Annotated in this window: 21 protein-coding genes and 1 pseudogene; 7 read left to right on the top strand and 15 right to left on the bottom strand. The window is 73.0% G+C overall.

Annotated elements, in window-relative coordinates; genetic code table 11:
- Nucleotides 1-40: 40 nt before the first annotated feature.
- The 12 genes from pgeF to rsmH form a co-directional block, all read right to left on the bottom strand.
- Entirely contained in the window at nucleotides 41-778 is a 738-nt protein-coding gene (gene pgeF, locus ACL06G_RS11625; protein ID WP_412787555.1) for a peptidoglycan editing factor PgeF, read from the bottom strand.
- The gene (ftsZ, locus tag ACL06G_RS11620) at nucleotides 775-1,983 is read right to left on the bottom strand and encodes a cell division protein FtsZ (protein WP_412787554.1); all 1,209 of its coding nucleotides are present in this window, start codon (nucleotides 1,981-1,983) and stop codon (nucleotides 775-777) included. The genes pgeF and ftsZ overlap by 4 nt, the downstream gene beginning before the upstream one ends.
- Before the next feature lie 277 nt (nucleotides 1,984-2,260).
- The gene (locus tag ACL06G_RS11615; protein WP_412835840.1) at nucleotides 2,261-3,094 is read right to left on the bottom strand and encodes a cell division protein FtsQ/DivIB; all 834 of its coding nucleotides are present in this window, start codon (nucleotides 3,092-3,094) and stop codon (nucleotides 2,261-2,263) included.
- Between the two features lie 54 nt (nucleotides 3,095-3,148).
- A complete protein-coding gene (gene murG, locus ACL06G_RS11610; protein WP_412787552.1) occupies nucleotides 3,149-4,243 on the bottom strand; it encodes an undecaprenyldiphospho-muramoylpentapeptide beta-N-acetylglucosaminyltransferase in 1,095 nt (364 codons plus the stop codon).
- Between the two features lie 6 nt (nucleotides 4,244-4,249).
- Nucleotides 4,250-5,740, bottom strand: coding sequence for a putative lipid II flippase FtsW (gene ftsW, locus ACL06G_RS11605; protein WP_412835839.1), 1,491 nt, complete (start codon nucleotides 5,738-5,740; stop codon nucleotides 4,250-4,252).
- Between the two features lie 55 nt (nucleotides 5,741-5,795).
- Nucleotides 5,796-7,244 carry a UDP-N-acetylmuramoyl-L-alanine--D-glutamate ligase gene (gene murD / locus ACL06G_RS11600; RefSeq protein WP_412835838.1) on the bottom strand — a complete coding sequence of 483 codons (1,449 nt, stop codon included), beginning with the start codon at nucleotides 7,242-7,244 and terminating at the stop codon, nucleotides 5,796-5,798.
- The gene (gene mraY, locus ACL06G_RS11595) at nucleotides 7,241-8,305 is read right to left on the bottom strand and encodes a phospho-N-acetylmuramoyl-pentapeptide-transferase (RefSeq protein ID WP_412787549.1); all 1,065 of its coding nucleotides are present in this window, start codon (nucleotides 8,303-8,305) and stop codon (nucleotides 7,241-7,243) included. The genes murD and mraY overlap by 4 nt, the downstream gene beginning before the upstream one ends.
- Nucleotides 8,302-9,726 carry a UDP-N-acetylmuramoyl-tripeptide--D-alanyl-D-alanine ligase gene (locus ACL06G_RS11590; RefSeq protein WP_412787548.1) on the bottom strand — a complete coding sequence of 475 codons (1,425 nt, stop codon included), beginning with the start codon at nucleotides 9,724-9,726 and terminating at the stop codon, nucleotides 8,302-8,304. Before ACL06G_RS11590 ends, mraY begins: the two co-directional genes overlap by 4 nt.
- Before the next feature lie 2 nt (nucleotides 9,727-9,728).
- Nucleotides 9,729-11,408, bottom strand: coding sequence for a UDP-N-acetylmuramoyl-L-alanyl-D-glutamate--2,6-diaminopimelate ligase (locus ACL06G_RS11585; protein ID WP_412787547.1), 1,680 nt, complete (start codon nucleotides 11,406-11,408; stop codon nucleotides 9,729-9,731).
- A gap of 65 nt (nucleotides 11,409-11,473) precedes the next feature.
- The gene (locus ACL06G_RS11580; RefSeq protein ID WP_412835837.1) at nucleotides 11,474-13,597 is read right to left on the bottom strand and encodes a peptidoglycan D,D-transpeptidase FtsI family protein; all 2,124 of its coding nucleotides are present in this window, start codon (nucleotides 13,595-13,597) and stop codon (nucleotides 11,474-11,476) included.
- Complete coding sequence (ftsL, locus tag ACL06G_RS11575; RefSeq protein WP_412787545.1) at nucleotides 13,594-14,130, bottom strand: cell division protein FtsL; 537 nt, start codon at nucleotides 14,128-14,130, stop codon at nucleotides 13,594-13,596. Before ftsL ends, ACL06G_RS11580 begins: the two co-directional genes overlap by 4 nt.
- Complete coding sequence (gene rsmH, locus ACL06G_RS11570; RefSeq protein WP_412835836.1) at nucleotides 14,127-15,086, bottom strand: 16S rRNA (cytosine(1402)-N(4))-methyltransferase RsmH; 960 nt, start codon at nucleotides 15,084-15,086, stop codon at nucleotides 14,127-14,129. The genes ftsL and rsmH overlap by 4 nt, the downstream gene beginning before the upstream one ends.
- A gap of 308 nt (nucleotides 15,087-15,394) precedes the next feature.
- Between rsmH and ACL06G_RS11565 the strand changes: the two genes are divergently transcribed.
- The 4 genes from ACL06G_RS11565 to ACL06G_RS11550 all read left to right on the top strand — a co-directional run bounded on the left by ACL06G_RS11565 (nucleotide 15,395) and on the right by ACL06G_RS11550 (nucleotide 20,716).
- On the top strand, nucleotides 15,395-15,907 hold the full coding sequence (locus ACL06G_RS11565) for a beta-class carbonic anhydrase (protein ID WP_412787543.1): 513 nt from the start codon (nucleotides 15,395-15,397) through the stop codon (nucleotides 15,905-15,907).
- Nucleotides 15,908-16,005: 98 nt separating this feature from the next.
- On the top strand, nucleotides 16,006-17,016 hold the full coding sequence (locus ACL06G_RS11560) for an AAA family ATPase (protein WP_412787542.1): 1,011 nt from the start codon (nucleotides 16,006-16,008) through the stop codon (nucleotides 17,014-17,016).
- Nucleotides 17,016-18,332, top strand: coding sequence for a DUF58 domain-containing protein (locus tag ACL06G_RS11555; protein WP_412835835.1), 1,317 nt, complete (start codon nucleotides 17,016-17,018; stop codon nucleotides 18,330-18,332). Before ACL06G_RS11560 ends, ACL06G_RS11555 begins: the two co-directional genes overlap by 1 nt.
- The gene (locus tag ACL06G_RS11550; RefSeq protein ID WP_412835834.1) at nucleotides 18,329-20,716 is read left to right on the top strand and encodes a transglutaminase TgpA family protein; all 2,388 of its coding nucleotides are present in this window, start codon (nucleotides 18,329-18,331) and stop codon (nucleotides 20,714-20,716) included. Before ACL06G_RS11555 ends, ACL06G_RS11550 begins: the two co-directional genes overlap by 4 nt.
- An 85-nt stretch (nucleotides 20,717-20,801) precedes the next feature.
- Here the strand turns inward: ACL06G_RS11550 and ACL06G_RS11545 are convergent, their stop codons facing one another.
- The 3 genes from ACL06G_RS11545 to ACL06G_RS11535 all read right to left on the bottom strand — a co-directional run bounded on the left by ACL06G_RS11545 (nucleotide 20,802) and on the right by ACL06G_RS11535 (nucleotide 22,816).
- On the bottom strand, nucleotides 20,802-21,215 hold the full coding sequence (locus tag ACL06G_RS11545) for an SCO2097 family morphological protein (protein ID WP_412787539.1): 414 nt from the start codon (nucleotides 21,213-21,215) through the stop codon (nucleotides 20,802-20,804).
- Nucleotides 21,216-21,472: 257 nt separating this feature from the next.
- The gene (locus ACL06G_RS11540; protein WP_412787538.1) at nucleotides 21,473-22,234 is read right to left on the bottom strand and encodes a methyltransferase domain-containing protein; all 762 of its coding nucleotides are present in this window, start codon (nucleotides 22,232-22,234) and stop codon (nucleotides 21,473-21,475) included.
- A gap of 105 nt (nucleotides 22,235-22,339) precedes the next feature.
- Nucleotides 22,340-22,816, bottom strand: a complete 477-nt coding sequence (locus tag ACL06G_RS11535; protein ID WP_412787537.1) for an SAV_6107 family HEPN domain-containing protein — start codon at nucleotides 22,814-22,816, stop codon at nucleotides 22,340-22,342.
- Between the two features lie 182 nt (nucleotides 22,817-22,998).
- Here ACL06G_RS11535 and ACL06G_RS11530 point away from each other — a divergent pair, with 182 nt between their 5' ends.
- From ACL06G_RS11530 to ACL06G_RS11520, 3 genes and pseudogenes are all read left to right on the top strand, one after another.
- Nucleotides 22,999-23,721, top strand: a complete 723-nt coding sequence (locus tag ACL06G_RS11530; protein ID WP_412787536.1) for an ATP-binding cassette domain-containing protein — start codon at nucleotides 22,999-23,001, stop codon at nucleotides 23,719-23,721.
- Nucleotides 23,721-25,829 (top strand): YhgE/Pip family protein, encoded by a 2,109-nt coding sequence (locus ACL06G_RS11525; RefSeq protein WP_412787535.1) that lies wholly within the window; start codon nucleotides 23,721-23,723, stop codon nucleotides 25,827-25,829. The genes ACL06G_RS11530 and ACL06G_RS11525 overlap by 1 nt, the downstream gene beginning before the upstream one ends.
- 34 nt (nucleotides 25,830-25,863) lie before the next feature.
- Nucleotides 25,864-26,469, top strand: a pseudogene (locus ACL06G_RS11520) (TetR/AcrR family transcriptional regulator); the annotation flags it as partial.
- Between the last annotated feature and the right edge of the window lie 204 nt (nucleotides 26,470-26,673).

Genomic DNA, 26,673 nt, shown 5'->3' with positions numbered 1-26,673 from the left:
ATCTTTCCCTCAGTGGTCCCGGCCCCGGTGGTGCGTGCGCTCAGTCGTCCAGCCACACGTAGCTGCCCAGCCGACCGGTCCCCCGCTCCCGACGGTAGGAGAAATGGTCCCCCGACTCGAGCGTGCACACCGCCGACTGCTCCAGGTCCGTGACTCCGGCCGCCGCCAGCTGCGCACGCACCCCGGCAGCAACGTCCACCGCCGCTGTACCCCAGGACGTCTCGGCCCATGCTTCGGGAACGGCCGCAGCCACCTCGGCGCGCATCTCCTCGGGCACCTCGTAGCAGTGCCCGCAGACCGCGGGTCCGGTGCGTGCCACGGTCCGGGCCGGGTCGGCGCCGAGCCGCACCATCGCCGCCACCGTCTCGGGGACGACCCCGGCGACGAGCCCGGGGCGGCCGGCGTGCGCGGCACCCACCACACCGGCGACCGGGTCGGCGAGAAGGACAGGGGTGCAGTCGGCGGTGAGCACCGCGAGCACCGGTCCGCGGCGCGCGGAGACGATCCCGTCGACCCCGGGGACGGACTCGCCCGTCCCCTGCCAGGGCCCGTCGACCACTGCCACCTCGCGGCCGTGCACCTGGTTCATCCAGACGACCGTGCCGGGATCGATGCCGAGTGCCTCGGCCACGCGCGCCCTGTTCTCCCGCACGGCGGCCGGCTCGTCACCGACGGCACCGCCGAGATTGAGCGTGTCACGAGGGGCGGCGCTCACCCCGCCCCACCGGTCGGTGAAGGCGAAGTGAGCGCCGCCCCGGGTGTCGTGCAGACCTATCACTTCAGGAAGTCCGGCACGTCCAGCTCCTCGGCCTGACTGTCCTGGTACGGACGGGCCGGCGGCACCTGCGGCGCGGACGGTGGAGGAACCTCCGCGCTCGGCTCCGGCGCGGGAGCGGGGGCGGGGGTCTCGTCCTCCCGCGGAGTGAGGACGCCCAGCGCCGGCCGGTCCCCTGCCTCGTCGGGGGAGGACACGGAGGTGGACTCCTCCCGGGAGCCGTAGGCGCCCAGCACCTTGTCACGGTTCTTCGACGGGGGCTGGCCGCCGTCGAAGCCCGCCGCGATGACCGTCACCCGCACTTCGTCGCCGAGTGCGTCGTCGATCACCGCACCGAAGATGATGTTGGCCTCCGGGTGTGCGGCCTCACTCACCAGCTGGGCGGCCTCGTTGATCTCGAAGAGACCGAGGTCGGAGCCGCCGGAGATGGACAGCAGCACTCCCCGGGCTCCGTCGATGGACGCCTCGAGCAGGGGTGAGGAGATCGCCATCTCCGCGGCGGCGACCGCCCGGTCGTCGCCCCGGGCGGAACCGATGCCCATGAGCGCCGAACCAGCCTCCGACATCACGGACTTCACGTCGGCGAAGTCGAGGTTGATCAGACCCGGTGTCGTGATGAGATCCGTGATGCCCTGGACGCCGGACAGCAGGACCTGGTCCGCCGACTTGAAGGCGTCGAGCACGCTCACCTGGCGGTCCGAGATCGACAGCAGCCGGTCGTTCGGAATCACGATGAGGGTGTCGACCTCGTCACGCAGACCGGCGATCCCGTCCTCTGCCTGGTTGGCCCTGCGCCGCCCCTCGAAGGTGAACGGGCGCGTCACCACTCCGATGGTGAGGGCGCCCAGGGAGCGCGCGATGTTCGCCACCACCGGAGCGCCCCCGGTGCCGGTACCGCCGCCCTCGCCCGCCGTGACGAAGACCATGTCCGCGCCCTTGAGGACCTCTTCGATCTCCTCGCGGTGGTCCTCGGCCGCCTTGCGGCCGACGTCCGGGTTGGCTCCGGCGCCGAGCCCCCGGGTGAGTTCCCTGCCCACGTCGAGTTTGACGTCGGCGTCGCTCATCAACAGGGCCTGTGCATCGGTGTTGATCGCGATGAACTCGACGCCCTTGAGACCGACCTCGATCATCCGGTTGATGGCATTCACGCCACCGCCGCCGATACCGACGACCTTGATGACTGCGAGGTAGTTCTGCGGTGCTGCCACGTCGAAGGCCTCTCGCCTCGAGTTTCGTATCCCTGCTGGGGCGGTCCGTTCGCCGACCCGGACCCCGGACCCGAAGTCTAGGGTCAACCGTGCTGGTAGTTCGTCGGACTCTCCGCAACGGACACTAAGTCGACACGTGCTGAGTGTTCAACGAACACGCCGAACCCCCCGTTTTTCTTTTCACCCTATGTGATCAGGCCGTGCGGTGGTCATCCAGGGTGCTGGCCTGCATGTATGCCCGTCAACTCGCCTACTGCGGGAGGGCGCAGGCACGGCGTCAGGCACCCGAAGCCGCGGGAGCCCGGGGGGCGGTCACGTCGAATCGACCGGCCCCGGGCGACGCCTTCATCACGGCTGCGAGTGCTTCGGCCTTGAGGGCGCCCCCTTCCGGGGCGCCCCACTCGACAGTGCGCTTCCCGGTCAACTCGATCGCGACCCGGTCGTAGGACCGGATGCGCACCGACCGGACGTCCTTCCGCACCAGAGCGGGGAGGGCGGTGACCACCCGGGCTCCGGCCCGCCGGAGTGCGCGCGGCCCGAAAGCCTCCGCCGACGGGGTGTCCCCGGCACCCTCCACCCGGAGGCGGGGAACACCCCTCGGGGGTTTCCGGACGGTCGCGAAGCGCACTCCCTCCGCGTCCACTTCCGCGTACCGCCCACCGCTCCCGCTGCGGCCGTCACCCGTGTGCACCACCAGGACCGGTCGGCGTTCGGTGACGCGGACGTCGATGCCGTGCGGCCAGGCGCGCGTCACACGGACGTGCTCGACGCGGCGGAGCCGGTCGCGCACGCGGCGCTCCGCGGCCTGCGTGTCCAGCGAGGCCAACGGGACGCCGAGCGGCACGTCCGCCACGTCCCGGACCTGACCCGCGGTCAGCACCCGGGTACCGGACACCGAGACCTCCTCCACCCGCAGCCATGCGGACCCGTAGAGCGCCCAGACGCCGAAGGCTCCCAGAACGACCGTCAGAACCCCGGCCGCGAGCGCCGAGCGGCGGCCGGGCCGCCGGAACCGCCACCGGGCCGACGGTGGGAAGGAGGTTCCCCCGCCTTCTCCCGGCGGTTCCGGTTCCGCTGTGTGCCGTTCGACGGTCCCGGTGGGTCCGGCCACGCTCCCTGCCCTTTCTCCCGCCGAAGGTTGCCCGTGGCACCCGCTGCGGGCGTCCTACGACCGACGGCCCGCCGCGATCGCCTCGTGCACCATGCCGACCAGCAGCTCGTCGGCGTGCGGCCTGCCGAAGTCGGCCGCCGCGCGCGCCATGGCGTGCAGCCGATGCGGTTCTGCGAGGACCGGCTGCACGTTCTCCAGGATCCAGTCCGCGGACAGGTCGGCGTCGTCGACGAGCAGTCCACCCCCCGCCTTGACGACGGGCTGGGCGTTGAGCCGCTGTTCGCCGTTGCCGATCGGCAGCGGTACGTACGCCGCCGGCAGTCCCACCGCGGACAGCTCCGCAACGGTCATCGCCCCCGCCCGGCAGAGCATCATGTCCGCCGCCGCGTACGCGAGGTCCATGCGGTCCACATACGGTACCGGCACATACGGGGGCATCCCCGGCATCTCGTCGACCTGCGGGAGTTCGTTCTTGGGGCCGACCGCGTGCAGCACCTGGACTCCGGAGCGCTGCAGCTGCGGTACGACCGCCTGCACCACCTCGTTGAGGCGACGAGCGCCCTGCGATCCCCCGGAGACCAGGAGCGTCGGCAGGTTCGGAGCCAGCCCGAAGGCCGCACGAGCCTCCGGGCGTGCGGCCGCGCGGTCCAGGGTCGCCACGGACCGGCGCAGCGGAATGCCGATGTACCGCGCATGCCGCAGTTTGCTGTCCGGCGTCGAGACGGCGACGTATTCCGTGTACCGGGAGCCGATCTTGTTGGCCAGCCCGGGACGGGCGTTGGCCTCGTGGACCACGATGGGGATGCCGAGCCGCTTGGCCGCGAGGTAGCCGGGCAGAGCCACGTATCCCCCGAAACCGACGACGCAGTCGGCCTTGGTCCGCTCGAGAATCTGCTCGGCCGCCTTGATCGTGCCGCGCAGCCGCCCGGGTACGGTGATCAACTCGGGCGTCGGCTTGCGGGGCAGCGGCACGGCGGGAATGAGCCCCAGCTCGTAGCCGCGCTCCGGCACCAGCCGGGTCTCGAGTCCGCGCTCCGTGCCGAGGGCCGTGATGCCCACGGTCGGATCCTGCCTGCGCAGGGCGTCCGCCAGGGCGAGCGCGGGCTCGATGTGGCCGGCGGTGCCTCCGCCGGCGAGTACGACATGCACCGAAATTCACCGCTCTCCGGACGACGGGCCGCCTGCCCGTCGTCGCATCGTCTTTCCTTGTCCCCGAGCCCGGCCCCGGCGAAGGATGCCTCCGAGGACGGGCTGCCGCGCGGCGAGCGCCGCCCGCGCTGCCGGGTCGCTGCGCGCGAAGGCGAGCAGCAGCCCGACCGCGAACATCGTCGGCAGCAGGGCGGACCCTCCGTAGGAGAACAGCGGGAGGGGCACGCCGGCGATGGGCAGCAGCCCGAGCACCGCACCGATGTTGATCCCGGCCTGCACCGAGATCCAGGTGGTGACACCTCCCGCGGCGTACCTGACGAAGGGGTCCTCCGTGCGTCCGGCCACGCGGATACCCGCATAGCCTAGAGCCGCGAAGAGACCGAGCACCGACAGCGTCCCCGCCAGTCCGAGTTCCTCCCCGGTCACGGCGAAGATGAAGTCGGTGTGAGGTTCGGGTAGTTGACCCCATTTCTCCACGCTGGCCCCCAGCCCGGAGCCGAAGAGCCCGCCGGAGGCGAGCGCGTAGAGGCCGTGCACGGCCTGCCAGCACGGGTCGGTGGCGCCCGCGCTGGGGTCGGTGACCCCCAGGCACTGCAGCCGCGACATCCGGTTCGGACTGCCATGGATGAGGAGTGCCGCCAGGGCGGCTGCCACACCCGACACGGTGGCGAACAGGCGGGTCGGTGCTCCGGCGAGCCACAGGAGCCCGAAGGCGATGGCGGCGACGATCACCGCGGTGCCCATGTCGCCCCCCAGCATGATCAGTCCGAGCAGAAGAAGGGTCACCGGCACCAGGGGGATCAGCAGGTGCCGCCATTGAGTCATCAGTCCGCGTTCGCGCTTGCGGGCGAGCAGGTCCGCTCCCCACAGGACCAGCGCGAGCTTGCCGAACTCGCTCGGCTGGAGCTGGAACGGCCCGCCGAGGTGGATCCAGTTCTGATTGCCCTTCACCGCCACCCCTATGCCGGGTACCTGCACCAGGCACATGAGGAAGACCGAGCCGGCCAGGAGCGGGTAGGCGAGGGCGCGGTGCAACGCGACGGGCATGCGCGTCGCGGCCAGCAGCACCCCCGCGCCCAGTACCGCGACGAGCAGCTGCTTGCGGAAATAGTACGTGGACGCCAGGTCGTACCGCAGCGCCTGGATCTGCGAGGCGGAGAAGACCATCACGAGGCCGAGGACCGTGATGAAGAGACCGGCACCGAGAATCACGTAGTAGGCGGTGAGCGGCCGGTCCCAGGCCCGGCGTGCCCGGCGGAACACCCGGGCAGCGGTGCTGCCGGCAGCGGAGGGGCGGCGGCGTGCCGGTCCGGGAGGACCGGCTGCGCGCGATGCCGCAGGGGCGCGGTCCTCGGGGACGCCGGGGCGCCTCCCGGCGGCGGACCGGGCGGCGGAGGGCTGCGCGGCGGAGCGCCTCGGAGCGACTGCGCTCCGGCCGGAGCGGGCGGGGGCCCGCGGCGGCGTCTGGGTGCGCCTGCGCGCCTGTTCGGCCGTCATCGCCGTCGTCCCCTCCGTCTCACCCGGGCCGCCGGCCCGGGTGAGGGCCGGCGGCTCAACCGTCGGCGGTGCCGCCGGAGGGCAGTGCGCGGACCGCCTCGGCGAACGCCTCGCCGCGTCTGTTGTAGTTCGTGAACATGTCCATCGAGGCACAGGCCGGCGCCATGAGCACGGTATCGCCCGGCCGGGCCAGACGTGCGGCTTCTTCGACGGCAGCGGCCATCGCCCCAGTGTCCGTCCGCTCGAGGTCGACCACCGGGACATCGGGGGCGTGTCGCGCGAGGGCGTCGGCGACCAGCGCCCGGTCGGCGCCGATCAGCACCGCGGCGCGCAGCCGGTCCGCCGCACCGGCGACCAGGTCGTCGAAGGTGGCTCCCTTCGCGAGTCCGCCCGCGATCCAGACGATGGAGTCGTAGGACGCGAGCGAGGCCTGTGCCGCGTGCGTGTTGGTGGCCTTCGAGTCGTCGACGTAGGACACGCCCCCGACCTCGGCGACGTGCTCGATGCGGTGGGCCTCCGGGCGGAAGGAGCGCAGGCCGTCGCGCACCGCCCCGGGGGGAACGCCCCAGGCTCGGGCGAGGGCCGCAGCGGCCAGTGCGTTGGCGATGTTGTGCGGGGCGGCAGGGGTGACGTCGGAGACCTCGGCGAGCTCCTGGGCATTGCGCTGACGGTCCGCCACGAACGCGCGGTCCACCAGGATGCCGTCGACCACGCCGAACTCGGAGGGGCGGGGGCTGCCGAGCGTGAAGCCGACGGCGCGGCAGCCCTCGACCACGTCGGCCTTCCTCACCAGGTCCTCCGTGGCGGGGTCGGCGGCGTTGTAGACGCACGCGACCTCGTTGCCCTCGTAGATCCGCCCCTTGTCGGCGGCGTACGCCTCCATCGAGCCGTGCCAGTCGAGATGGTCGGGCGCGAGGTTGAGCACGGCCGCGGAGTGCGCGCGGACGCCGGGCGCCCAGTGCAGCTGGTAGCTGGACAGCTCGACGGCGAGGACGTCGTACGGCTCGTCGGAGAGGACCACGTCCAGCAGCGGGGTGCCGATGTTCCCGACCGCGGCGGTGCGCAGGCCCGCGGCCGCGAGGACGGCGGCGAGCATGCGGACGGTGGTCGTCTTGCCGTTGGTGCCGGTGACCGCCAGCCACGGGGCCCCGTGGCGGCCGGGACCGCGGCGGAGCCGCCACGCCAGTTCGACGTCGCCCCACACCGGTACGTCGGCGGCGGCTGCCGCGGCGAAGAGCGGGCTGTCGGGCTTCCACCCCGGCGACGTGACGACGAGGTCCGTTCCGGGAGGGAGGGTGTCGCCGTCCCCGAGTCGGACGGCGATGCCCTCCGCCTCGAGTTCGCCGGCGCGGGCGCGCTGTGCCTCGGCGTCGCCGCCGTCGACCACGGTGACCTCGGCGCCGAGCCCGGCCAGCACCCTGGCGGCGCTGACTCCGCTGACGCCGAGCCCGGCCACGGCGACGGCGCGGCCCGAGAAGTCCTCCGCAGGGTCCCGTGCCGTCACTCGGCGGCCGCCCAGGCTGCGAAGAAGATGCCCACACCGACGATGGCGCACATGCCCTGGATGATCCAGAAGCGGACGACGACCAGGACTTCGGACCACCCCTTGAGTTCGAAGTGGTGCTGGAGCGGGGCCATCTTGAAGACCCGTTTCCCGGTGAGGCGGAACGATCCGACCTGGATCACCACGGACATCGTGATCAGGACGAACAGGCCTCCGAGTACGGCCAGCAGAAGTTCGGTGCGCGAGCAGATGGCGAGACCGGCCAGTGCACCGCCCAGGGCCAGGGATCCGGTGTCCCCCATGAAGATCTTGGCGGGCGAGGTGTTCCACCACAGGAAGCCGAAGCAGGCTCCCATCAGGGCGGCGGCGACGACGGCGAGGTCGAGCGGATCGCGCACCTCGTAGCATCCGGGGCCGGCGGTCGCCAGGTTGGCGCAGGACTCCTGGTACTCCCACACCCCGATGAAGGTGTAGGCGCCGAAGACCATCACGGAGGCGCCGGTGGCGAGACCGTCGAGTCCGTCGGTGAGGTTCACGCCGTTCGACATCGCGAGGATCATGAACAGCGCCCAGACCACGAACAGCACGGGGCCGATGGACCAGCCGAAGTCCTGGACGAAGGAAAGTTTCGTCGAGGCGGGCGAGAGTCCGCGTGCGTCGGGGAAGTTGAGGGCCAGCACGGCGAAGCCGATGCCGACGATGAGCTGCCCCGCCATCTTTGCCTTGGCTCTGAGGCCCAGGCTCCGCTGCTTGACGATCTTGATGTAGTCGTCGAGGAAGCCGACCAGGCCCATGCCGGCGAACAGGAAGAGCACCAGGACGCCGGAGAAGGTCGGCTCGCTGCCCGTCATGAGCTTGGTCAGCCAGTACGCGGCGAGCGTGGCCAGGATGAACGCGATGCCGCCCATCGTGGGCGTTCCGCGCTTGCTGTGGTGGTTCTGCGGGCCGTCGTCGCGGATGAACTGGCCGTATCCGCGGGAGGCGAGCAGTTTGATCAGGAGAGGGGTGCCGATGAGGGACAGGAAAAGCCCGATGACCCCGGAGAACAGGATCTGCCTCATCGACCGGCGCCCTTCCCGCTGCCCTCGGCGGACATGCCCTCGAGCAGCCCGAGCGCGACGCGCTCCAGACCGACCGAACGGGAAGCCTTCACGAGCACCACATCCCCCGGACGCAACTCCTTGTGCAGCAGCTCGACAGCCGCCTGAGCGTCGGATACGTGCACCGACTCCTCACCCCACGAACCCTCGTTCTTGGCGCCCATGTCGAGCCAGGCGGCCTCCCGGCCGCCCACCGCCACGAGCTTGTGGACGTTGAGCCGGACGGCGAGCCGTCCGACCGCGTCGTGCTCGGCGAGTGCCTGGTCGCCGAGCTCGGCCATCTCGCCGAGGACAGCCCAGGTCCGCCGCTCCCTTCCCATGGCGGCGAGCGCGCGGAGCGCTGCCCTCATGGAGTCCGGGCTGGCGTTGTAGGCGTCGTTGACGACCGTGACACCGTCGGCGCGCTCGCTGACCTCCATCCGCCAGCGCGACAGCGTGCCCGCTGTCCCGAGCGCCACGGCGATCCCGGAAGCAGGCATGCCCAACTCGTGGGCCACGGCCGCCGCGGCGAGCGCGTTCGACACGTGGTGCTCACCGTACAGGCGGAGGGTCACGTCGCCGCACCCGGTGGGTGTGTGAAGCGTGAACGAGGGTCTTCCGTCGGCCTCCAGGCGCACGTTCTCGGCCCGTACGTCCGCTTCCTCCGATTCCCCGAAGAGCAGGACGCGGGCGCGGGTGCGGCCGGCCATGGCGCGGACCAGCGGGTCGTCGGCGTTGAGTACGGCGACGCCGCCTTCCGCGGCGTCGGGCAGCGACTCGACGAGTTCGCCCTTCGCCAGCGCGATCTGCTCGCGGCTGCCGAACTCGCCGAGGTGGGCCGTGCCGACGTTGAGCACCACACCGATGCGCGGCGGGGTGAGCCCGGCGAGATACCGGATGTGGCCCACACCCCGGGCTCCCATCTCGAGGACGAGGTGCCGGGTCCTGTCGTCGGCGCGCAGGGCGGTGAGCGGCAGCCCGATCTCGTTGTTCAGGTTGCCGGCCGGGTAGACCGTGGGGGCGATCCGCTCGAGCAACTGGGCGATCAGGTCCTTGGTGCTCGTCTTCCCCGCGGAGCCGGTGAGGGCGACGATCTCGGTGCCCAGGGTCCGCGTGGTGTGGCGGGCCAGCGCTCCCAGCGCCGCGGTCACGTCGTCGACGACGATGGCGGGCACCCCCACCGGCCGGGTGGCGAGCACCGCGGCGGCACCGTCGGCCACCGCGCCCCGGGCGAACTCGTGGCCGTCGACCCGCTCGCCGGCGAACGCGGCGAAGAGGCAGCCGGCGGTCACGTCACGGGAGTCCTTGACCACGGGTCCTGTGACACGGACCTCGGGGTCCGGTATGTCGCACTGCTGTCCGGAGACGACAGCGGCGATCTCGGCGAGAGAGAGGGGGATCATGGCTACTGCTTGTCTGTCCCGGATGTCGGGGTGCGTTCGGAGGCCTTCTCGATGGCCTCCCGCAGCACCTGCGTGTCGTCGAACGGGCGTACCACTCCGGCGATGTCCTGGCCGAGTTCGTGGCCCTTCCCCAGAACCAGCACCGCGTCCCCGGGCCCGGCGTGGGACACCACGGAGGCGATCGCTGCGGCGCGGTCCTCCTCGACCAGGACGGTGCCGCGCTCGTACGCGGGCACCTCGGCGGCGCCGGCGAGCATGGTGGCGAGGATCGCCAGCGGGTCCTCGGTGCGGGGGTTGTCGGAGGTCAGCACCGCGGTGTCGCAGAGCCGGGCCAGCGCTGCCCCCATGGCGAGTCGCTTGTGCGGGTCGCGGTCCCCGCCGCACCCCAGGACGGCGTGTACCTTGCCCTCGGTGACCTTGCGGATCGCGTAGAGGACCGATTCCACCGCGTCCGGCTTGTGGGCGTAGTCCACGACCGCCAGGTAGTCCTGTCCGGCGTCGACGCGCTCCAGCCGGCCCGGGACGCCGGGAACGGCGGCGACTCCCTCGGCGGCCGTCTGCGGGTCGATGCCGGCCGCCACCAGCGCGGCGATGGCCGCCAGCGCGTTCGCGACGTTGAACGGCCCGGGAATGGGCGCGGCAGCCTCGACGAGCACACCGTCGGGTCCGTGGACGGTGAAGGTGGACCCGAACGGCCCCACTTCGACGTCGGAGGCCCGCCAGTCGGCGTCCGGGTGCCCCTCGGCGGAGAAAGTGGTGACCGGTACCTCCGACTCCTGGATGAGGCGGAAGCCGTACTCGTCGTCGAAGTTGACGACACCGGCCCGGGAGCGGGCCCTGGTGAACAGCTGCCGCTTCGCCTGGAAGTAGTCCTCCATGTCGGGGTGGAAGTCCAGGTGCTCGGGGCTCAGGTTGTTGAACACCCCGATGTCGAAGACGCAGCCGTCGACGCGGCCGAGCACCAGGGCGTGCGAGGAGACCTCCATGGCCACCGAGGTGACGCCGCGCTCGCGCATCACCGCGAACAGTGCCTGGAGGTCGGTCGCCTCGGGCGTGGTGCGCTCGGACTTCAGCCGCTCGTCCCCGATCCGCGATTCCACGGTGCCGATCAGGCCCGTCAGACCGCCGAGCTTCTCGGCGGCCCGCCGCAGTCCGCCCTCGATCAGGTAGGCGGTGGTGGTCTTTCCGGAGGTGCCGGTGATGCCGATCTGGAGCAGGTCCTGGCCCGGGTTGCCGTAGATCGAGGCCGCCAGGGCTCCCATCCGGGCGCGCGGGTCGGGCACCGTCAGCACGGGAAGCCCTGCGGCGGCGGCACGTTCGGTGCCCGTGGGGTCCGTGAGGACCGCCACGGCACCGAGACGGGCGGCCTGGACGGCGAAGTCCGCGCCGTGGAAGCGGGCGCCCGCCAGTGCTGCGTACACGTCGCCGGGGAGCACCGCGCGGGAGTCGTGGGTGATACCGGTCGCCGTCGCCTCGGATGCGGGCGCGTCGATACCGAGCTGCCGGGCGAGCTCGCCGAGCGGCACGGGGCTCAGCTGGGCCGGGCGGGGCGGTGCGGAGGGGGTCTGATCAGCTTGTGGCACGGCCGTGAGCGTACCCGGCGGGCGGCTGTCGCGGCCAAGCGAGGGGTTTCCGGGACGGGGCGAGCGGGCGTTTCCCGGATCGTCGGTGATCGTGTCCACGTGGAGCTCCGGTCAGTAGTGTCGAGGGGCCTGGTGTCCGCCCCGGGCCGTTCCCCCCGGTTCGCCTATTCCTCCTCACCGTCCTTCCCCTCCCGGGTACCGCCGTGGTGCTTCGCCGCGTCGGGGTCGAAGGTGACCGGGAGCCGCGCGGGCTCCCCGCCCGTCGGCGGCACCCCGAGGGTCTTCAGGGAGAACGACATGACCTCCTTGAAGACCGGTCCGCACACCTCGCTGCCGAAATAGCTTCCCTTCCTGGGGTTCTGTACCGCGCAGTAGACGGTGATCCGCGGCTTGTCGGCGGGAGCGAACCCCGCGAAGGACGAGGTGTACCCGTGGTAGCGGCCCGTCTCGGGATCCACCCGGTTGGACGTACCGGTCTTCCCCGCGACGAGGTAGCCGGGGATGCGCGCGGTGGTCCCCGTCGCCCGGTCGTCGGACACCGCCGTCTCCAGCATCGCGGCGAGGGTGCCGGCGGTCTTCCCGCTGATCACCCGTCGGGTGGGCGGGGCGTCCGCGGGGGTGAAGACGCCGTCCTCGCCGGTGGTGCCGCGGACCAGCGAGGGCTGGACCCGCACCCCGCCGTTGGCGATCGTGGAGTAGACCGACGCGAGCTGGACCGCGTTGAGCGACACGCCCTGACCGAAGGCGATGGTGTAGGGCTGCGAGGCAGACCAGTCCTGCGGCTCGGCCAGCAGTCCGGAGGTCTCGCCGGGGAAGCCGAGGCCGCTCTCCTGCCCGAGCCCGAACCTTCGCAGGTAGCGGTACATGGTCCGGTTCGCTTCGGCCCGCGAGTCGCCGAGCTGCTCGGTGGCCAGGATGGTGCCGATGTTGCTGGACTTGGCGAGCACGCCGTTCAGGGTGAGGTGCCAGGTCGGGTGGTCGATGTCGTCGGCGAAGGCATGGTCGGCGCGCGGCAGCCGGTTCGGGACGGTGACGTGGGTGCGGGGGGAGGCGACGCCCTCCTCGAGCACTGCGGCCATCGAGATCGCCTTCAGTGTCGACCCGGGTTCGTAGGCGTGCTGGATCGCGCCGTTCCCCAGACTGTCGGGGTCCGCCCAGCCGAGGTCGTTCGGATCGAAGGTCGGAGCGTCGGCCAGGGCGAGGATCTCGCCGCTGCGGACGTCCTGCACCACCACGTAGCCGCTGTCCGCGCGGGACGCCTCGACCTGCGCCGCGATGGCGCGCTGCGCGGCCCACTGGATGTCCCGGTCGAGGGTGAGTTCGACGTCGCTCCCGGGGACCGCCGGGTTCTCGTCGGCCCCTGCGGTGGGGATGCGCCTGCCGCTCGACTGAGCGTAGGTGATCTTCCCGTCGGTCCCGGAGAGGGTGCGGTCCAGCCGAGCTTCGAGTCCGCCGCCGCCCTCCCCCGCGGCGTTGACGAACCCCAGCACTCCTGCGGCCAGCTCACCACCAGGGTAGACCCGCTTCGCGTGCTCCTCCGCGAACACGCCGGCGAGCACGTTGACCTCGTCGCGCTCGGCGGCCTTCGCGGCCATGCGGTCCTTCAGCCTGCTGACCCGCCGCCAGTCCTGCGGGGTGCGCTTGCGGGCCAGCAGCACGTAGCGGGTGTTGTCGCGCGAGAGCTTCTCGGTGAGTTCCTCCTCGTCCTCGTGGAGGACGGGTGCGAGCAGCGCTGCGGCGCGGGCGGGCGCGTCGGGAAGGTCGGTCCGGCCGGGGGTGAACATGTAGGGGTCCGCGGTGATGTCGTACGCGTCCACGGTGGACGCCAGCGGAACGCCGTCGCGGTCGGTCATGGCGCCCCGCTCGGCGGCGAGCGGCACGGTCACGTAGCGGTTGACGGCCGCGGCCTCCGCATAGCTCCCGGCATCGACCGCCTGGACCTGGAGAAGCCGTACGGCGAAGACGAGCACCACCAAGGTGATGACGAAGCCGACGAGCCGCAGCCGCGGCAGCGGGCCGGCGAGCCGGAGCGGCCGGGCCGGGCCGGGCCGGGCCGCCCCCGGCCGCGGGCGCGGCGGCGGCCCTGCGGGGGGTCGCGCTCCGGACTTCCCGCCGCGCGCGGTCTGCCGGGAGGCTGGCTTGCGGGCGGCTTCCCTGCGGGCGCCCGCCCCGGGGGCGGACCGTGTGCCGCCCGCCTGCTGCCGGGGCGGGGGCTTGCGGGGCCCGGCCCGCCCGTTGCCGGCTGCGGGGCGCGGGCCGCGGCGCCGCGGCTCCTGGCGTTCGGTCACCGGCCCTCCTGCGGCGTGTGCTGGGACTGCTCGGGATCGGCCGGCTCCTCGGGCCGCACGCGCGGCTGCGGCTCCCGCGGTGCTCCGGTACCGGCGGACGGGCTCGCCTCCGCCGGGCTGTCCCCGGCCCCGTCCACCGGTTCCGTCTCCTCCTGCGAGGGCTCGGGTTCCGGGAGGGCGGTGGCGGGCGCGGGAGAACCGTGGACCGTGCCGTCGGGAGCGAGGAAGGCAGGCGGGCCCCCGGGCACCATGCCCAGTTCGCGCGCCCGATCCCGCAATGCTTCGGGGTCGGAGTGGGAGGCGACCCGCTGCTCCAGCGCCTGCTCCTGCTCCGTCAGTTCCTTGGCCCGCTCCTGCAGCCGGCTCACGCGGAAGGAGCCCTGGTTCAGCGAAGCGTTGAGCAGCAGGAGGACCAGCAGCCCGGACCCCAGGAGCACCACGAGCAGCAGCACGAACGGGGTACGGGCCGCGGTGGAGCCGCGGCCCGCCACGGCGACGCGGGTGAGGCGGGCGAGGCCCTGTCGGCGGTTCACCGCTGGACCTCGCGGATGCGCTGCGCCGCACGCAACCGCGCGGGGGCGGCCCGGCGGTTCTCCGCCACCTCGTCCTCCCCGGGCAGTTCCGCGCCGCGCGTGAGGAGTTTCAGGCGGGGCTGGTAGCGCTCGGGGACGACGGGAAGCCCGGCGGGGGCGGTGCTGGTGGCTCCCGCTGCCAGCACCTTCTTCACCAGCCGGTCCTCCAGCGAGTGGTACGAGAGCACCGCGATGCGGCCCCCCACCGCCAGGGCGTCCACGGCGGCGGGAATCGCACGTTCCAGGACGGCCAGTTCTCCGTTGACCTCCATGCGGAGCGCCTGGAAGGTCCGCTTGGCCGGATTGCCGCCGGTGCGCTTCGCCGCCTGCGGCAGCGCCGCGCGGATGACGTCGACCAGGCGGCCGCTGCGGTCGAACGGCTCCCTCTCCCGTTCGCGGACGACCGCCTCGACGATTCGTCTGGCCTGCTTCTCCTCGCCGTAGGCGCGCAGGATCCGTACGAGTTCGCCGGGCGGATAGGTGTTGAGGACCTCGGCCGCGCTCATGCCGCGCGTCTGGTCCATGCGCATGTCGAGCGGGGCGTCCTGGGCGTAGGCGAAGCCCCGGTCGGCCTCGTCGAGCTGGAGCGAGGACACACCGAGGTCGAAGAGGACGCCCTGCACCCGGGGAGTCCCCAGCCGGTCCAGGACCTCGGGGATCTCGTCGTACACGGCGTGGACGAGGGTGGCGCGGTCGGCGTAGGGAGCGAGCCGTTCGCCGGCGATGTCGAGCGCCTGCGGATCCCGGTCCAGGCCGATCAGACGCGCGGCGGGAAAGGTCGCGAGCAGCGCCTCACTGTGGCCGCCCATGCCGAGGGTGCAATCCACGACGGTTGCCCCGGGCTCGGCGAGAGCGGGTGCGAGGAGGTCCAGGCAGCGTCGCAGCATGACCGGGAGATGGCGCTCGTTCGCGTTCATGGGCCCTCTCGTGTTCGGCGGCACCCGCGCAACGTGCACATGCTCCTCGGCCCCCGCCCGTTCGTGACCGGATGCGGCCTGCCGGCGCCGGGGAAGGGGCGTCGGCCTGCCCGGGAGCGGGAGGAGGCCGAGTCGCACGCACCCTGCGCACGCGGGGATTCCGGAATCCGGGGAGTGTCGCACCTCCCGCTGCGCGTCACTCTAGTCCACGGTTCATCCCGGTCAATCAACTGGTCAGGCGCGTCCCACGCCCCTGCGGGGCAGGGCCCCCGCAGGGTGCTCCGGCCGGTGTGGCTACTGTCGTCGGCATGTCTGTCTCCCCTTCCGACGGCGCGGTGACCGACCGGATCGTCGCCGCCAACGCCCGCTACGCCGACTCCTTCGACGACCCCGGGCTCGACGCACGTCCCGCCCAGCAGGTGGCCGTGGTCACCTGCATGGATGCCCGTCTGGACCTGAACGCCTCGCTGGGGCTGGAGGTCGGCGACCACCACACCATCAGGAACGCGGGCGGAGTCGTCACCGAGGACGTCATGCGGTCACTCACCATCAGCCAGCGGGCCCTGGGCACCCGTTCGGTGGTACTCGTCCACCACACGCGCTGCGGCCTGCTCACCCTGACCGAGGACTACCGCAACGAGCTGGCCCGTGAGGTCGGACAGCGCCCGTCCTGGGCGGTCGAGTCCTTCCCCGACCTCGACGAGGACGTCCGCCAGTCGATCGAGCGGGTGCGGACCTCGCCCTTCCTCCTCCACACGGACGACGTGCGCGGCTTCGTGCTGGACGTGGACACCGGCCGGCTCCGCGAGGTCCCGGCCTGACCCGTACCGGCTCCGGCGGGGACGGTTCGGCCCCGGGCCGCCCCCGGTTCCGGCCGGGGCCGTGACGGAATCGGCCCGTTCGATGAAGAATGGGCCGCGTGACGACGTATGACGAACACGTGAATCTCAGTGACCTGGCCTCCACGGCCGACGACGTACGCCGTTCGGTGGAGAGCGTGCTCGAGGGCAAGCCGGAGGTGGTGCGGCTGTCGCTCACCGTGCTGCTCGCGGAGGGGCACCTGCTGATCGAGGACGTGCCGGGTGTGGGAAAGACCCTGCTCGCCAAGGCACTGGCGAGGTCGATCGACTGTTCGGTACGCCGCATCCAGTTCACTCCGGACCTGCTGCCCTCGGACATCACGGGAGTGAGCGTCTACGACCAGCAGCGCCGGGAGTTCGAGTTCAAGCCGGGTGCGATCTTCGCCCAGATCGTCATCGGGGACGAGATCAACCGGGCCTCGCCCAAGACCCAGTCCGCGCTGCTGGAGTCCATGGAGGAGCGGCAGGTCACCATCGACGGGCGGACGTACCGGCTGCCGGACCCGTTCATGGTGATCGCCACGCAGAACCCCGTCGAGATGGAGGGGACCTACCCGCTGCCGGAGGCCCAGCGGGACCGCTTCATGGCCCGGGTGTCCATCGGCTACCCCAGTCCTGCCGCCGAGCTCGAAATGCTCGACGTCCACGGGGGCGTGTCACCGCTGGAGGATCTCCAGCCGGTGGCACACGCCCACGAGATGGTCAAGCTGGTGGAGGCGGTGCGCAGCGTCCACGTGGCCGATCCGGTGCGCGCCTACGCCGTGGAGCTCGTCGCCGCAACCCGGTCGCACCCCGAACTGCGGCTGGGCGCCTCGCCCCGGGCGACCCTGCAGCTCCTGCGGGCCGCGAAGGCGTCCGCTGCGCTGAGCGGTCGGGGCTACGTACTGCCGGACGACGTGCAGGACCTGTCGGTGCCGGTGCTGGCCCACCGGTTGCTGCCCACGGCCCAGGCGCAGCTCGGCAGACGCACGGCGGAGCAGGTGGTCGCCGAGATCGTCCGGCAGACGACGGTGCCGACGGCGGTTTCGCCCGGCCCCGGAGGCTTCGGAACCGGTTCGCGGGGCCTGTGATGCCGGCCGGCTCCCTCCACGGTCGCCCTCCGGTCCGGAGGGACGGCGCGGAGGGCTCGCTGCGCACCTCGCTCGGTGGCCTGACGACCCGCGGCCGCTCCTTCCTGGCGGCAGGCACGGCTTCGGCGGTCTGCGCGTTCGTACTGGGCCAGGCCGACCTGCTGCGCGTCGGCCTGCTGCTGGCGGCGCTGCCGCTGGTCTGCGTCCTGGTGCTGCACCGCACCCGGTACCGGGTCTCCGCCTCGCGCCGCCTCTCCCCCGCCCAGGTGCCGGCCCGTTCCGAAGCGGGAGTGCACCTGCGCATCGACAACGTCTCCCGCATACCCTCGGGTCTTCTCATGCTCCAGGACCGGGTGCCCTACGTCCTCGGGCCGCGGCCCCGGTTCGTACTGGACCGGTTGGAGCCGGGGGGCCGGCGTGAGGTGTCCTACCGGGTCCGTTCCGAACTGCGCGGGCGCTACTCCCTGGGGCCGCTGCAACTGCGGCTCACGGACCCCTTCGGAATGTGCGAGCTGATCCGCTCGTTCAGCGCGCGCGACACCCTGACCGTCGTGCCGCGGGTGGAGCCGCTGCCGCCGGTACGGCTCTCCGGCACCGCAGGCGGCTACGGCGACCGGCGGCAGCGGGCCCTCGCCCTGGCCGGCGACGACGACGTGATCCCCCGCGGCTACCGGCACGGCGACGACCTGCGGCGGGTCCACTGGCGCTCGACGGCGCGGCACGGCGAACTGATGGTGCGCCGTGAGGAGCAGCCGCAGCGCGTCCGCTGCACGGTGCTGCTGGACACACGGCGAGCCGCGTACACCGGCTCCGGCCCCGGCTCGCCCTTCGAGTGGGCGGTCTCGGGAGCCGCATCGGTCGGCATGCACCTCCTCGAACGCGGATTCTCCGTCCGTCTGCTGACGGATGCGGGGATGCCTGCCGGGAGTCCGGACGGTGGCGGTTTCGACAGCGACTCCGCCGAGGTCGCCGCCGCACTGCTGGACGCCCTCGCGGTGATCGAGCAGTCGGAGGCGGGAGGACTGGCCCACGCCTACGACGTGATGCGCGGCGGGGCCGGAGGGGGCGCACGGGAGGGTCTGCTGATCGCCTTTCTCGGAGCGCTGGACCCCGACGAGGCTTCCCTCCTGGCCCGGATGAGGCAGCGGACCCACCGGGCCCTCGCGTTCACCGCGCAGAACGGCGGCGGCGAGGGCTCCTCGCAGGCGGCACTCAGGGAAGCGGGCTGGACGGTGGTGCCCGGCGGGCCGGGGGCCGAATTGGCACGGCTGTGGCAGGAGGCCCACGAGGGGCTCGGAGAGGGGCTGAAGCGATGACGGGACGCGGACGGCTGGCCTGGTGCGCCGCGGTGGCCACCGGGGCGTCGGCATGCGCGCTGCTGCCGCTGGTGGCGACGCTGTCCTGGCTGGTGCCGGCGGCGCTGATCGTCGGCGCGCAGGTGCTGGTGGGCATCGGCGCGCGCCGGGTGCCGCTGGCCCGCGCCCTGACGGTCCTCGCCCAGGTCGCCGTCGCGGTCGTGCTGCTCACCCTGCTCTTCGCCCGCAGCGAGGCGGTGTTCGGTCTGCTGCCGGGGCCCGACGCCTTCGCACGGTTCGGGCACCTCTTCGCCGAGGGCGGCACGGACGTGCAGCGGTTCTCCATACCGGCTCCCGTGACCGACGGCATCCGCCTGATCCTGCTGACCGGCGTGGCCGGTACCGCGCTCCTCGTGGACGTCGTCGCCGTCACCTACCGCAGTGCGGCCGCAGCCGGCCTGCCGCTGCTGGCCCTCTACTCGGTGGCTGCCGGGCTCTACAACGGCGCGGCGGGCTGGCTGTGGTTCCTCTGCGCCGCGGGCGGCTTCCTCCTTCTGCTGCTGGCGGAGGGACGCGAGCGGCTGTCGCAGTGGGGACGCATCTTCGGCAACCACCGGCGTCCGGGGGCGCAGTACCACGACCCGGGTTCCGTCGAGGGCACACCGAGGGCCCCGGTGCGGACCGGCCGCCGGATCGGGGCGACGGCACTGGGCGTCGCTCTCCTCGTCCCCGCGGCACTGCCCGCCCTGGACGGCGGGCTGCTGGACTCCCTCGGCGGCACCGGCGGGGGCCTCGACGCGCCGAACGGCACGATTACGGCGGTCGACCCGCTGGTGGCCCTCCAGGACAGCCTCAACCAGCCGCAGAACCAGACGGTCCTCGTCTACCAGACGGACAGCCGGGACATCTCGGACCTGTATCTGCGGATCGTCGCGCTCGACGAGTTCGACGGTGAGGCGTGGCAGGCGTCCGAACGGCCCGCCCTGCTGAAACCCGCCGACGGGTTCCCCCGGCCCCAGGGCCTGTCGCCGGACGTGGAGACCGAGCAGATCACCACGAAGGTTACGGCGGCGGACTGGTACGCGCAGAAGCGGTTGCCGCTGCCTTACCCCGCCCGGGATGTCGAGGTCGACGGGACGTGGCGCCTCGAGCCGTACAGCCTGTCTCTGGTGGGCGCGAAGGGGCAGGACGCGCGAGGTGCCTCGTACACCGTGAAGAGCCTGCTCGTGAGGCCCACCGCGCAGCAGCTGGCACGCGCCGGCGCACCGCCCGCGGCGATGGAGCGGTACACCCGCGTCCCGGACTCGTTGCCGGACGTCGTCGGCAGGCAGGCCCGCCGGGTGACACGCGGCGCGGAGAACAGCTACGAGCAGGCGGTTCGCCTGCAGGAGTGGTTCGCCTCCGCCGGGGGGTTCACCTACGACACCGAGGTGGAGGCCGGGAGCGGAACCACCGCCATCGCCGGTTTCCTGGAGGACAAGGAGGGCTTCTGCGTCCACTTCGCCTTCACCATGGCCGCGATGGCCCGCACACTGGGCATTCCGGCACGGGTGTCGGTGGGCTTCACCCCCGGGCAGCAACTCACCGACGGCCGGGTCGAAGTGGGGCTGCAGGACGCCCACGCCTGGCCGGAGCTGTACTTCGAGGGCGTGGGCTGGACCCGGTTCGAACCGACTCCGACCCGCGGCAGCGCTCCGGTGTACGCACTGCCGGACAGCGCGCCCGGCAGCGACGAGGAGGGCGGCGCCATGGATCCCGCCCGGCCGAACACCGGGGAGGACCCGGCCCCGCAGCCGTCGGGGTCGCCGCAGTGCAGTCCTGCGGAACGGCGGCTCGACGCCACCTGCGGGAAGATCGCCGCGGGCACCGGCGGCGGAGGCGACGGGGGCATCCCGTGGGGAACGGTGCTCCCGGTCTCCGGCGGGGTACTGCTGGCCCTGCTGCCGCCGCTGCTCCCCATGCTCTGGCGGACCCGGGTCCGCGCCCGTCGGCTGAGCGGCGGCGCCGGCGTGCTGAGTGCCTGGCAGGAGCTGCTGGACAGCGCCTGGGATCTCGGGATCGTGCCCGACGAGGCTGCCACTCCCCGCCGCACGGCCGAGCGGCTGGTGGAGGAGGGGCACCTGGGAGCGGAGAGCACGGCCGCCGTGCGGCGGGTGGCACACGCGGTGGAACGGCACCTGTACGCCCCCGGGGCGCCCGGGTCGGACGGGGTGTCCGGGGACGTGCGCCGGGTGCGTGCCGAACTGACGGGCCACGCGTCGCGGCGCCGGCGGGTTCGGGCCCGGTGGTGGCCCCGCTCGGCCGTTCGGCTGGTCCGGGCTGCCGCGGAATACCGCTGGGCGCTGGGCGCCCGTCTGCGGGCGGCCAGCCCGCTGCGGAGTGCGCGACAGCCCAGGCGCCCGTGAGGGGGGCCGGTCGGCCAGGACAGGCCGGGCAGCACGACACGGCGGGGTCACCGCACGGTGGCCCCGCCGTGGTGCTCGGAGGTCTTCAGCCGCGTTCGTCGCGCCGGCGCTGCCAGCGCTCCTCGATGCGGTTCATCATCGACCGGCGGGGGCGGGCGCCACGGCGCGGCTGCGGGCCGGCTGCGGCCTTCGCCCCGGTATCGCCCGAGGACTGCTCCTCTCCCTGCTTGGGGCCCTTCCGCCAGCTGGTCACGGCCAGCACGGCGCACCCCAGCATGACGAGGAACCCGACAACGCTCACCCAGATCTGCTGCGCGACCATCCCGGCCATGAGGAGCGCAATACCCACCAGGAAGCCAGCGACCGCCTGGTACACCCGCTTCCGGGTGTACGAGCGCAGCTCGCTTCCCTCGAGCGCTGTCGCGAACTTGGGATCTTCGGCGTACAGCGCTCGCTCCATCTGCTCGAGCATGCGCTGCTCGTGCTCAGAGAGCGGCACGGAGTCCTCCTACTCGTCGGTCGCGGGGAGCGACCGGATGCGGCCCTTCAAGGATAGGCAGGGAATCGCCCCTGTGAAACCCGCCCTCTGTGCCCATTGCTCCCACCGGCCCCGGGTTTCCGGGCAGGTGTGGTGGACGGTGCAATCCGTGCATTCCCTCACCGCCTTTCCGTCATGCCGGACGGCGTGTCTCGATCATACGGCGCCCGCGGCCGTCACGGTTCGGCTGTGAACGGCCACACCCGCGCGGGCACGGCTCAGCCGTCGGTGGCGGGCACCTCGGCCAGCACGTGGAGCTGCGTGGCGACGGACCGGAACGCCGGCAGATCCGCCGCGGCGGCCTCCAGCCGGGCCAGGGCCTCCAACGCGTCGGGTTCGGTGTCCACCAGTGCTCCGGGTACCAGATCGGCGAAGACCCGAACCCCGTGAAGTGCGGCCACCCCGAGACCGGCGTCCGTCACCAGGCTCTCGAGCTGCTCGGCGGTGAAGCGGCGCGGCATCGGATCGCCCTCGCCCCACCGGCCGTCCGGTGCGGACAGCGCCTCCCGGGCCTCCGTGAAGTGACCGGCCAGTGCCCGGGCCAGGACCGCTCCGCCGGTGCCGGCGGCCAGCAGGCTCAACACCCCGCCCGTGGGGCGCAGCGCAGCCGTCGCGTTCCGCAGGGCCTCCGCCGGGTCGTCCACGTACTCCAGCACTCCGTGGAACAGCACGGCGTCGTATCCGGCACGCTCGGCCACGTCGAAAAGGCCGCGGGCGTCGCCCTGGACACCGCGCACCAGGCCCGCCACGTCCGCCTCGGCGGCCCGGCGCTCCAGCCCGAAGAGGGCGTCGGGGCTCGGGTCCACCACCGTGACGCGATGGCCCAGGCGTGCGACGGGCACCGCGAAGTTCCCCGTGCCGCCCCCGGTGTCGAGGACGTCCAGGGATGCCCGTCCGGTGGCCGCGACGCGCTCGTCGAGCGCGTCCCGGAGCACCTCCCAGACCACGGCGTTGCGGAGTGAAGCGCTGGGGCGGGACATGCGGTGCTCCTCGGCGGCTGCGGTGCTGGCGGCCACCCAGCCTAATGGGCCCGCCGATCCCCTCGACGGGCCCGTGGGGACCGGAGTTCGGGAGCCGGGAACCGGTCAGCCGGCCCGCGGCTCGTCGGCCGGCGCCACCCGGGGCTGCGGCAGGGCGGGCTGCGCGACCAGCATCCGCTCCACCAGGCGCAGGAACACGCCCACCTCGCGCAGCAGGTCGTCCGCCTCCCTGTTGGTGACGGCGCCGGGGATACCGGCCTCCGCGCGCGCACGCCGCCGCGCTCCGGAGGCGAACAGGGCGCTCCACTCGGTCAGCTCCGGGGCGACCTCGGGAAGCACTTCCCAAGCACTGCGTATCCGCGCCCGGCGGCGTGGCGCGGTCTCGGGGCGGCCGCGTACGGCCAGCACCGCGGCCGCCGTGCGGAGCGCGGCGAGATGCGCTGCGGCGAACCGCTCGTTGGGGGTCCTCGAAGCGGCCGCCTCCTGGAGGGCGGAGTCGGCCTGGGCGAGCAGGTCGAGGGCTGCCGGGGGCGCCGCGGTGCGGCGCAGTACGGGATGGACGTCGTTCGGGGGCCCGTGCATGGCGAACCTCCTGTCGTCGGACGGCGGTCGGCCCGGACCGCCGTGTCCTCCCCATGCTCGACCCCGCCACTGACAACGGCGCCGGCCTGCACGAACAGGGGCGCGGCACCCCGGGACCCCTTCCCCGGGAACGACGGCGTATCTTCTGTACTGACCAGTCAGTACAGAAGTAGGGAGCCCACGTGGCGGGGCAACGGACCGGCGTCGGCGTGACAGCGGAGCAGCTGGGCGTGGACGGCCCGCGGGGAGCGGTGTTCTCGGACGTCTCGGTCCGGGCGGAGCCCGGCTCGCTCCTCGCGCTGCGGGGCCCCTCGGGCTCGGGGCGCACCGCGCTGCTCCTCACCCTCACCGGACGCATGCGGCCCACCACGGGCACCGCGGAGGTCGGCGGACAGTCCCTCCCTCGCCGGGCCGCAGCCGTCCGGCGTTTCGCCGCACTCGGCCCGGTCCCCGGGATCACGGACCCCGAGCCGTCCCTGTCCGTGGCGGAGACCCTGCGGGAACGGGCCCTGCTGCTCCACCGCTTCGGCGGCTCGCTCCCCCCGCTGCGTCAGCGGCGCGGGCGCAACGGGGACGCACCCGCTGAGCGGCGGGCCGAGGCCCTCGCGACCGCCGGGCTCGACCTCCGGGACCTGCCCTCCGGGCCCCGCACCCGGATACGGGAGCTGGGACGGCCGCAGGAGTTCCGGCTGGGCGTGGCCCTCGCCCTCCTCGGCCGCCCCCGGCTGCTCGCCGTGGACGACGTGGGCCTGAAACTCGACGCCGCCGAGGAGGCACGGATGTGGACGCTGCTCAGTGAGGTCGCCGCCACGGGCGTGACCGTCGTCGCCGTGGGCGATCCCCCGCCCTCGTCCACCGGCGACGGGATCACCCTGGTCACGATCGGAGCGGGGAGGGACGCCTGATGCGCGCTCCTCGACTCGCCGCCCTGGAACTGCGGCGCTTCGGCAGGGGAAGGCTGCCCCGCGCCGCCCTCGCCGCCGTGCTCCTCCTGCCGCTGCTCTACGGAGCGCTGTACCTGTGGTCCTTCTGGGACCCCTACGACCGCCTCGACCGGGTCCCGGTGGCACTGGTGAACCGTGACCGCGGAGCCACCGTCGAGGGGGAACGGCTGGACGCGGGCGGCGACCTCGTCCGCGGGTTGCGGAGGAGCAGCACCTTCGACTGGCAGGAGGTGGGGAAGAGGGAAGCCCGACAGGGTGTCGCGGACGGCCGCTACTTCCTGTCGCTGACCGTCCCCGCCGACTTCAGCGAACGACTCGCCTCCGCCTCCGGCGACGACCCGGCGACGAGCGCCCTGCGGGTACGGACGGACGACTCCAACAACTACCTCGTCGGCCAGATCTCCCGCACCGTGTTCGCCGAGGTGCGCGCCGCCGCGTCCAGCAAGGCCTCGCGCCGCTTCTACGACCGGATCTTCGTCTCCTTCTCGACGCTCCACGACCGCACACAGGACGCCGCCGACGGTGCCGACCGCCTGAAGAACGGCATCGGTCGCGCCGGAAAGGGCGCTTCCGACCTGGCGTCAGGCCTGGAGCAGGCCTCGCGCGGCAGCGGAGACCTGGAGAGCGGCGCCTCCACGCTGCACTCCGGCGCGGGCGAGCTGGAGAAGGGATCGAAAAAGGTGGCGAACGGCACCCGGAAACTCTCCCGGAAGGTCCACCGCTTCGCCGACACCGCCCAGCCCCTGCTCTCCGAGCACGAGGACGAGATCGCGGAGGCGGCACGCACGGTCGCGCAGACTGCCGGTGACCTCCACGACCGTCTCGACGACCTCCCCGCAGCCGCACGGCGCGCGAAGAACGATGCGCGCCGTGCCGCCGACGCGCTGGCCGGCCTCCACTCCTCGCTGTGCGAGGAACCGGTGCTCGACCTGACCGGCGACGGGCCGGGGACAGCCGCCGGGGACTGCCCACAGCTGAAGCAGGCCCGGGACGCGGCCGAGCGCGCCGCGGATGTCGCGGAGGACACCGACGGCCTGGTCCGGGAACACAGGAAACTGGACGATCTGGGGGACCGTCTCGACGACCTGGAGCATGCCGCGAACCGGATCGCCCTGGCCGCCCCCGGACTCGACGACGACCTCGACCGCGCCGTCCGCAGCATCGACAAGCTCGACGCCGGCGCGCACAAGGTGGCCGACGGGGCGAAGAAGCTCCACTCCGGGCTCGGCACCGCGCAGCAGGCCGCGAGCAGGCTCGACGACGGCCTCGGGCAGCTGTCGAGCGGCGCGGACTCTCTCGACAGCGGCATGTACCGCCTCGCCGACGGCTCCCGGAAACTCTCCAGCGGCCTGCACGACGGCGCCGACCGGATACCCGACTACGACGACGCCGAGCGCGACGCGCGCACCGCCGTCATGGCGGATCCCGTGGACCTGGCGACGACCGACCTGCACGACGCCCCCGACTACGGCACGGGTTTCGCCCCCTACTTCGTCCCGCTGTCGCTGTGGGTGGGCGCCATGGTCGCCTACATGCTGCTGCCGCCGCTCAACCGGCGGGCCCTGGCCGTCGGCGCCCCCGCGTGGCGGGTGGCCCTCGCAGGCTGGCTGCCGGTCGCAGCGATCGGCGCCGCCCAGACCGCGGTGCTGCTGAGCGTGCTGCACTGGGGCCTGGGTCTGCAGATGGCGCACGGCGCGGGGACCGCGGCGTTCCTCCTGCTGGTGACCGTCTGCTTCACGGCACTCGTGCAGTTCCTCGGAGCACGCTTCGGACCCGCGGGAAGGATCCTCGTCCTCGCGCTGCTGATGCTCCAGCTGACGTCCTCCGGGGGCACGTATCCGGTCCAGACGAGTCCGGACTTCTTCAACGCACTGCACCCGCTGCTGCCGATGTCGTACGTCGTGGACGGGCTGCGCCGGCTCATCAGCGGCGGTGGGCTGCAACCGGTCTGGGAGGCGTGCGGCGTCCTGGCGGTCTTCACCTGTGCGGCGCTCGCACTCACCGCATGGACCGCACGCCGCAGCCAGGTGTGGACCGTCGAACGCCTGCACCCGGAACTCGGCCTGTGACGCTCGCCGGTCCCGGTCTGTGAGAATCCCCGACATGCACGAGACCCGCAGCAGGCGCCGGAACACGACGCGGCAGAAGCTCTACGAGGCGGCAGTCACGCTCATCGCCGAACAGGGCTTCTCCTCCACCACTGTCGAGGAGATCGCCGAGCGTGCGGGCGTCGCGAAGGGCACGGTCTACTACAACTTCGCCAGCAAGACGGAGCTCTTCGAGGAGCTGATGCGGCACGGCGTGACGATGCTGCGCGGCGACCTCCAGGAGGCCGCGCAGACGGTGGAGGGCGCCGGCGGCTCCCGGGTGGACGCCCTGGACGCCATGATCCGGGCCGGGCTGCTGTTCATCGACCGGTACCCGGCCTTCACCCAGCTCTACGTGGCGGAACTGTGGCGGACCAACCGGGCCTGGCGCAGCACCCTGACCGTGATGCGGCGGGAGGTCGTGGGCGTCGTCGAGCACGTTCTGCGGAACGGAGTCGCCGAGGGCGAGCTGAGCGAGGACATCGACGTGCCGCTGACCGCGGCGTCACTCGTGGGGATGGTCCTCGTCGCGGCGCTCGACTGGCAGTCCTTCCAGCCCGAGCGCTCCCTGGACGACGTGCACGGCGCCCTGTCCCTGCTCCTCCAGGGACGCGGGGGGGGGGGGGGGGGGGGGGGGGGGCCCCCCCCCCCCCCCCCCCCCCCCCCCCCCCCCCCCCCCCCCCCCCCCCCCCCCCCCCCCCCCCGCCCGCCCCCCCCCGGCGGGCGGCGGGGGGGGGGGGGGGGGGGTCGGGGGCCGCGGGGGCGGGGGGGCCCCCCGCCCGGGGCGGGGGGGGGGGGCCCCCCCGCTACTCGGGGCTGCTACGGC

The organism is Streptomyces callyspongiae, from assembly GCF_047200695.1.
Classification (GTDB): Bacteria; Actinomycetota; Actinomycetes; order Streptomycetales; family Streptomycetaceae; genus Streptomyces.
This window is presented reverse-complemented; position numbering and strand designations above follow the sequence as displayed.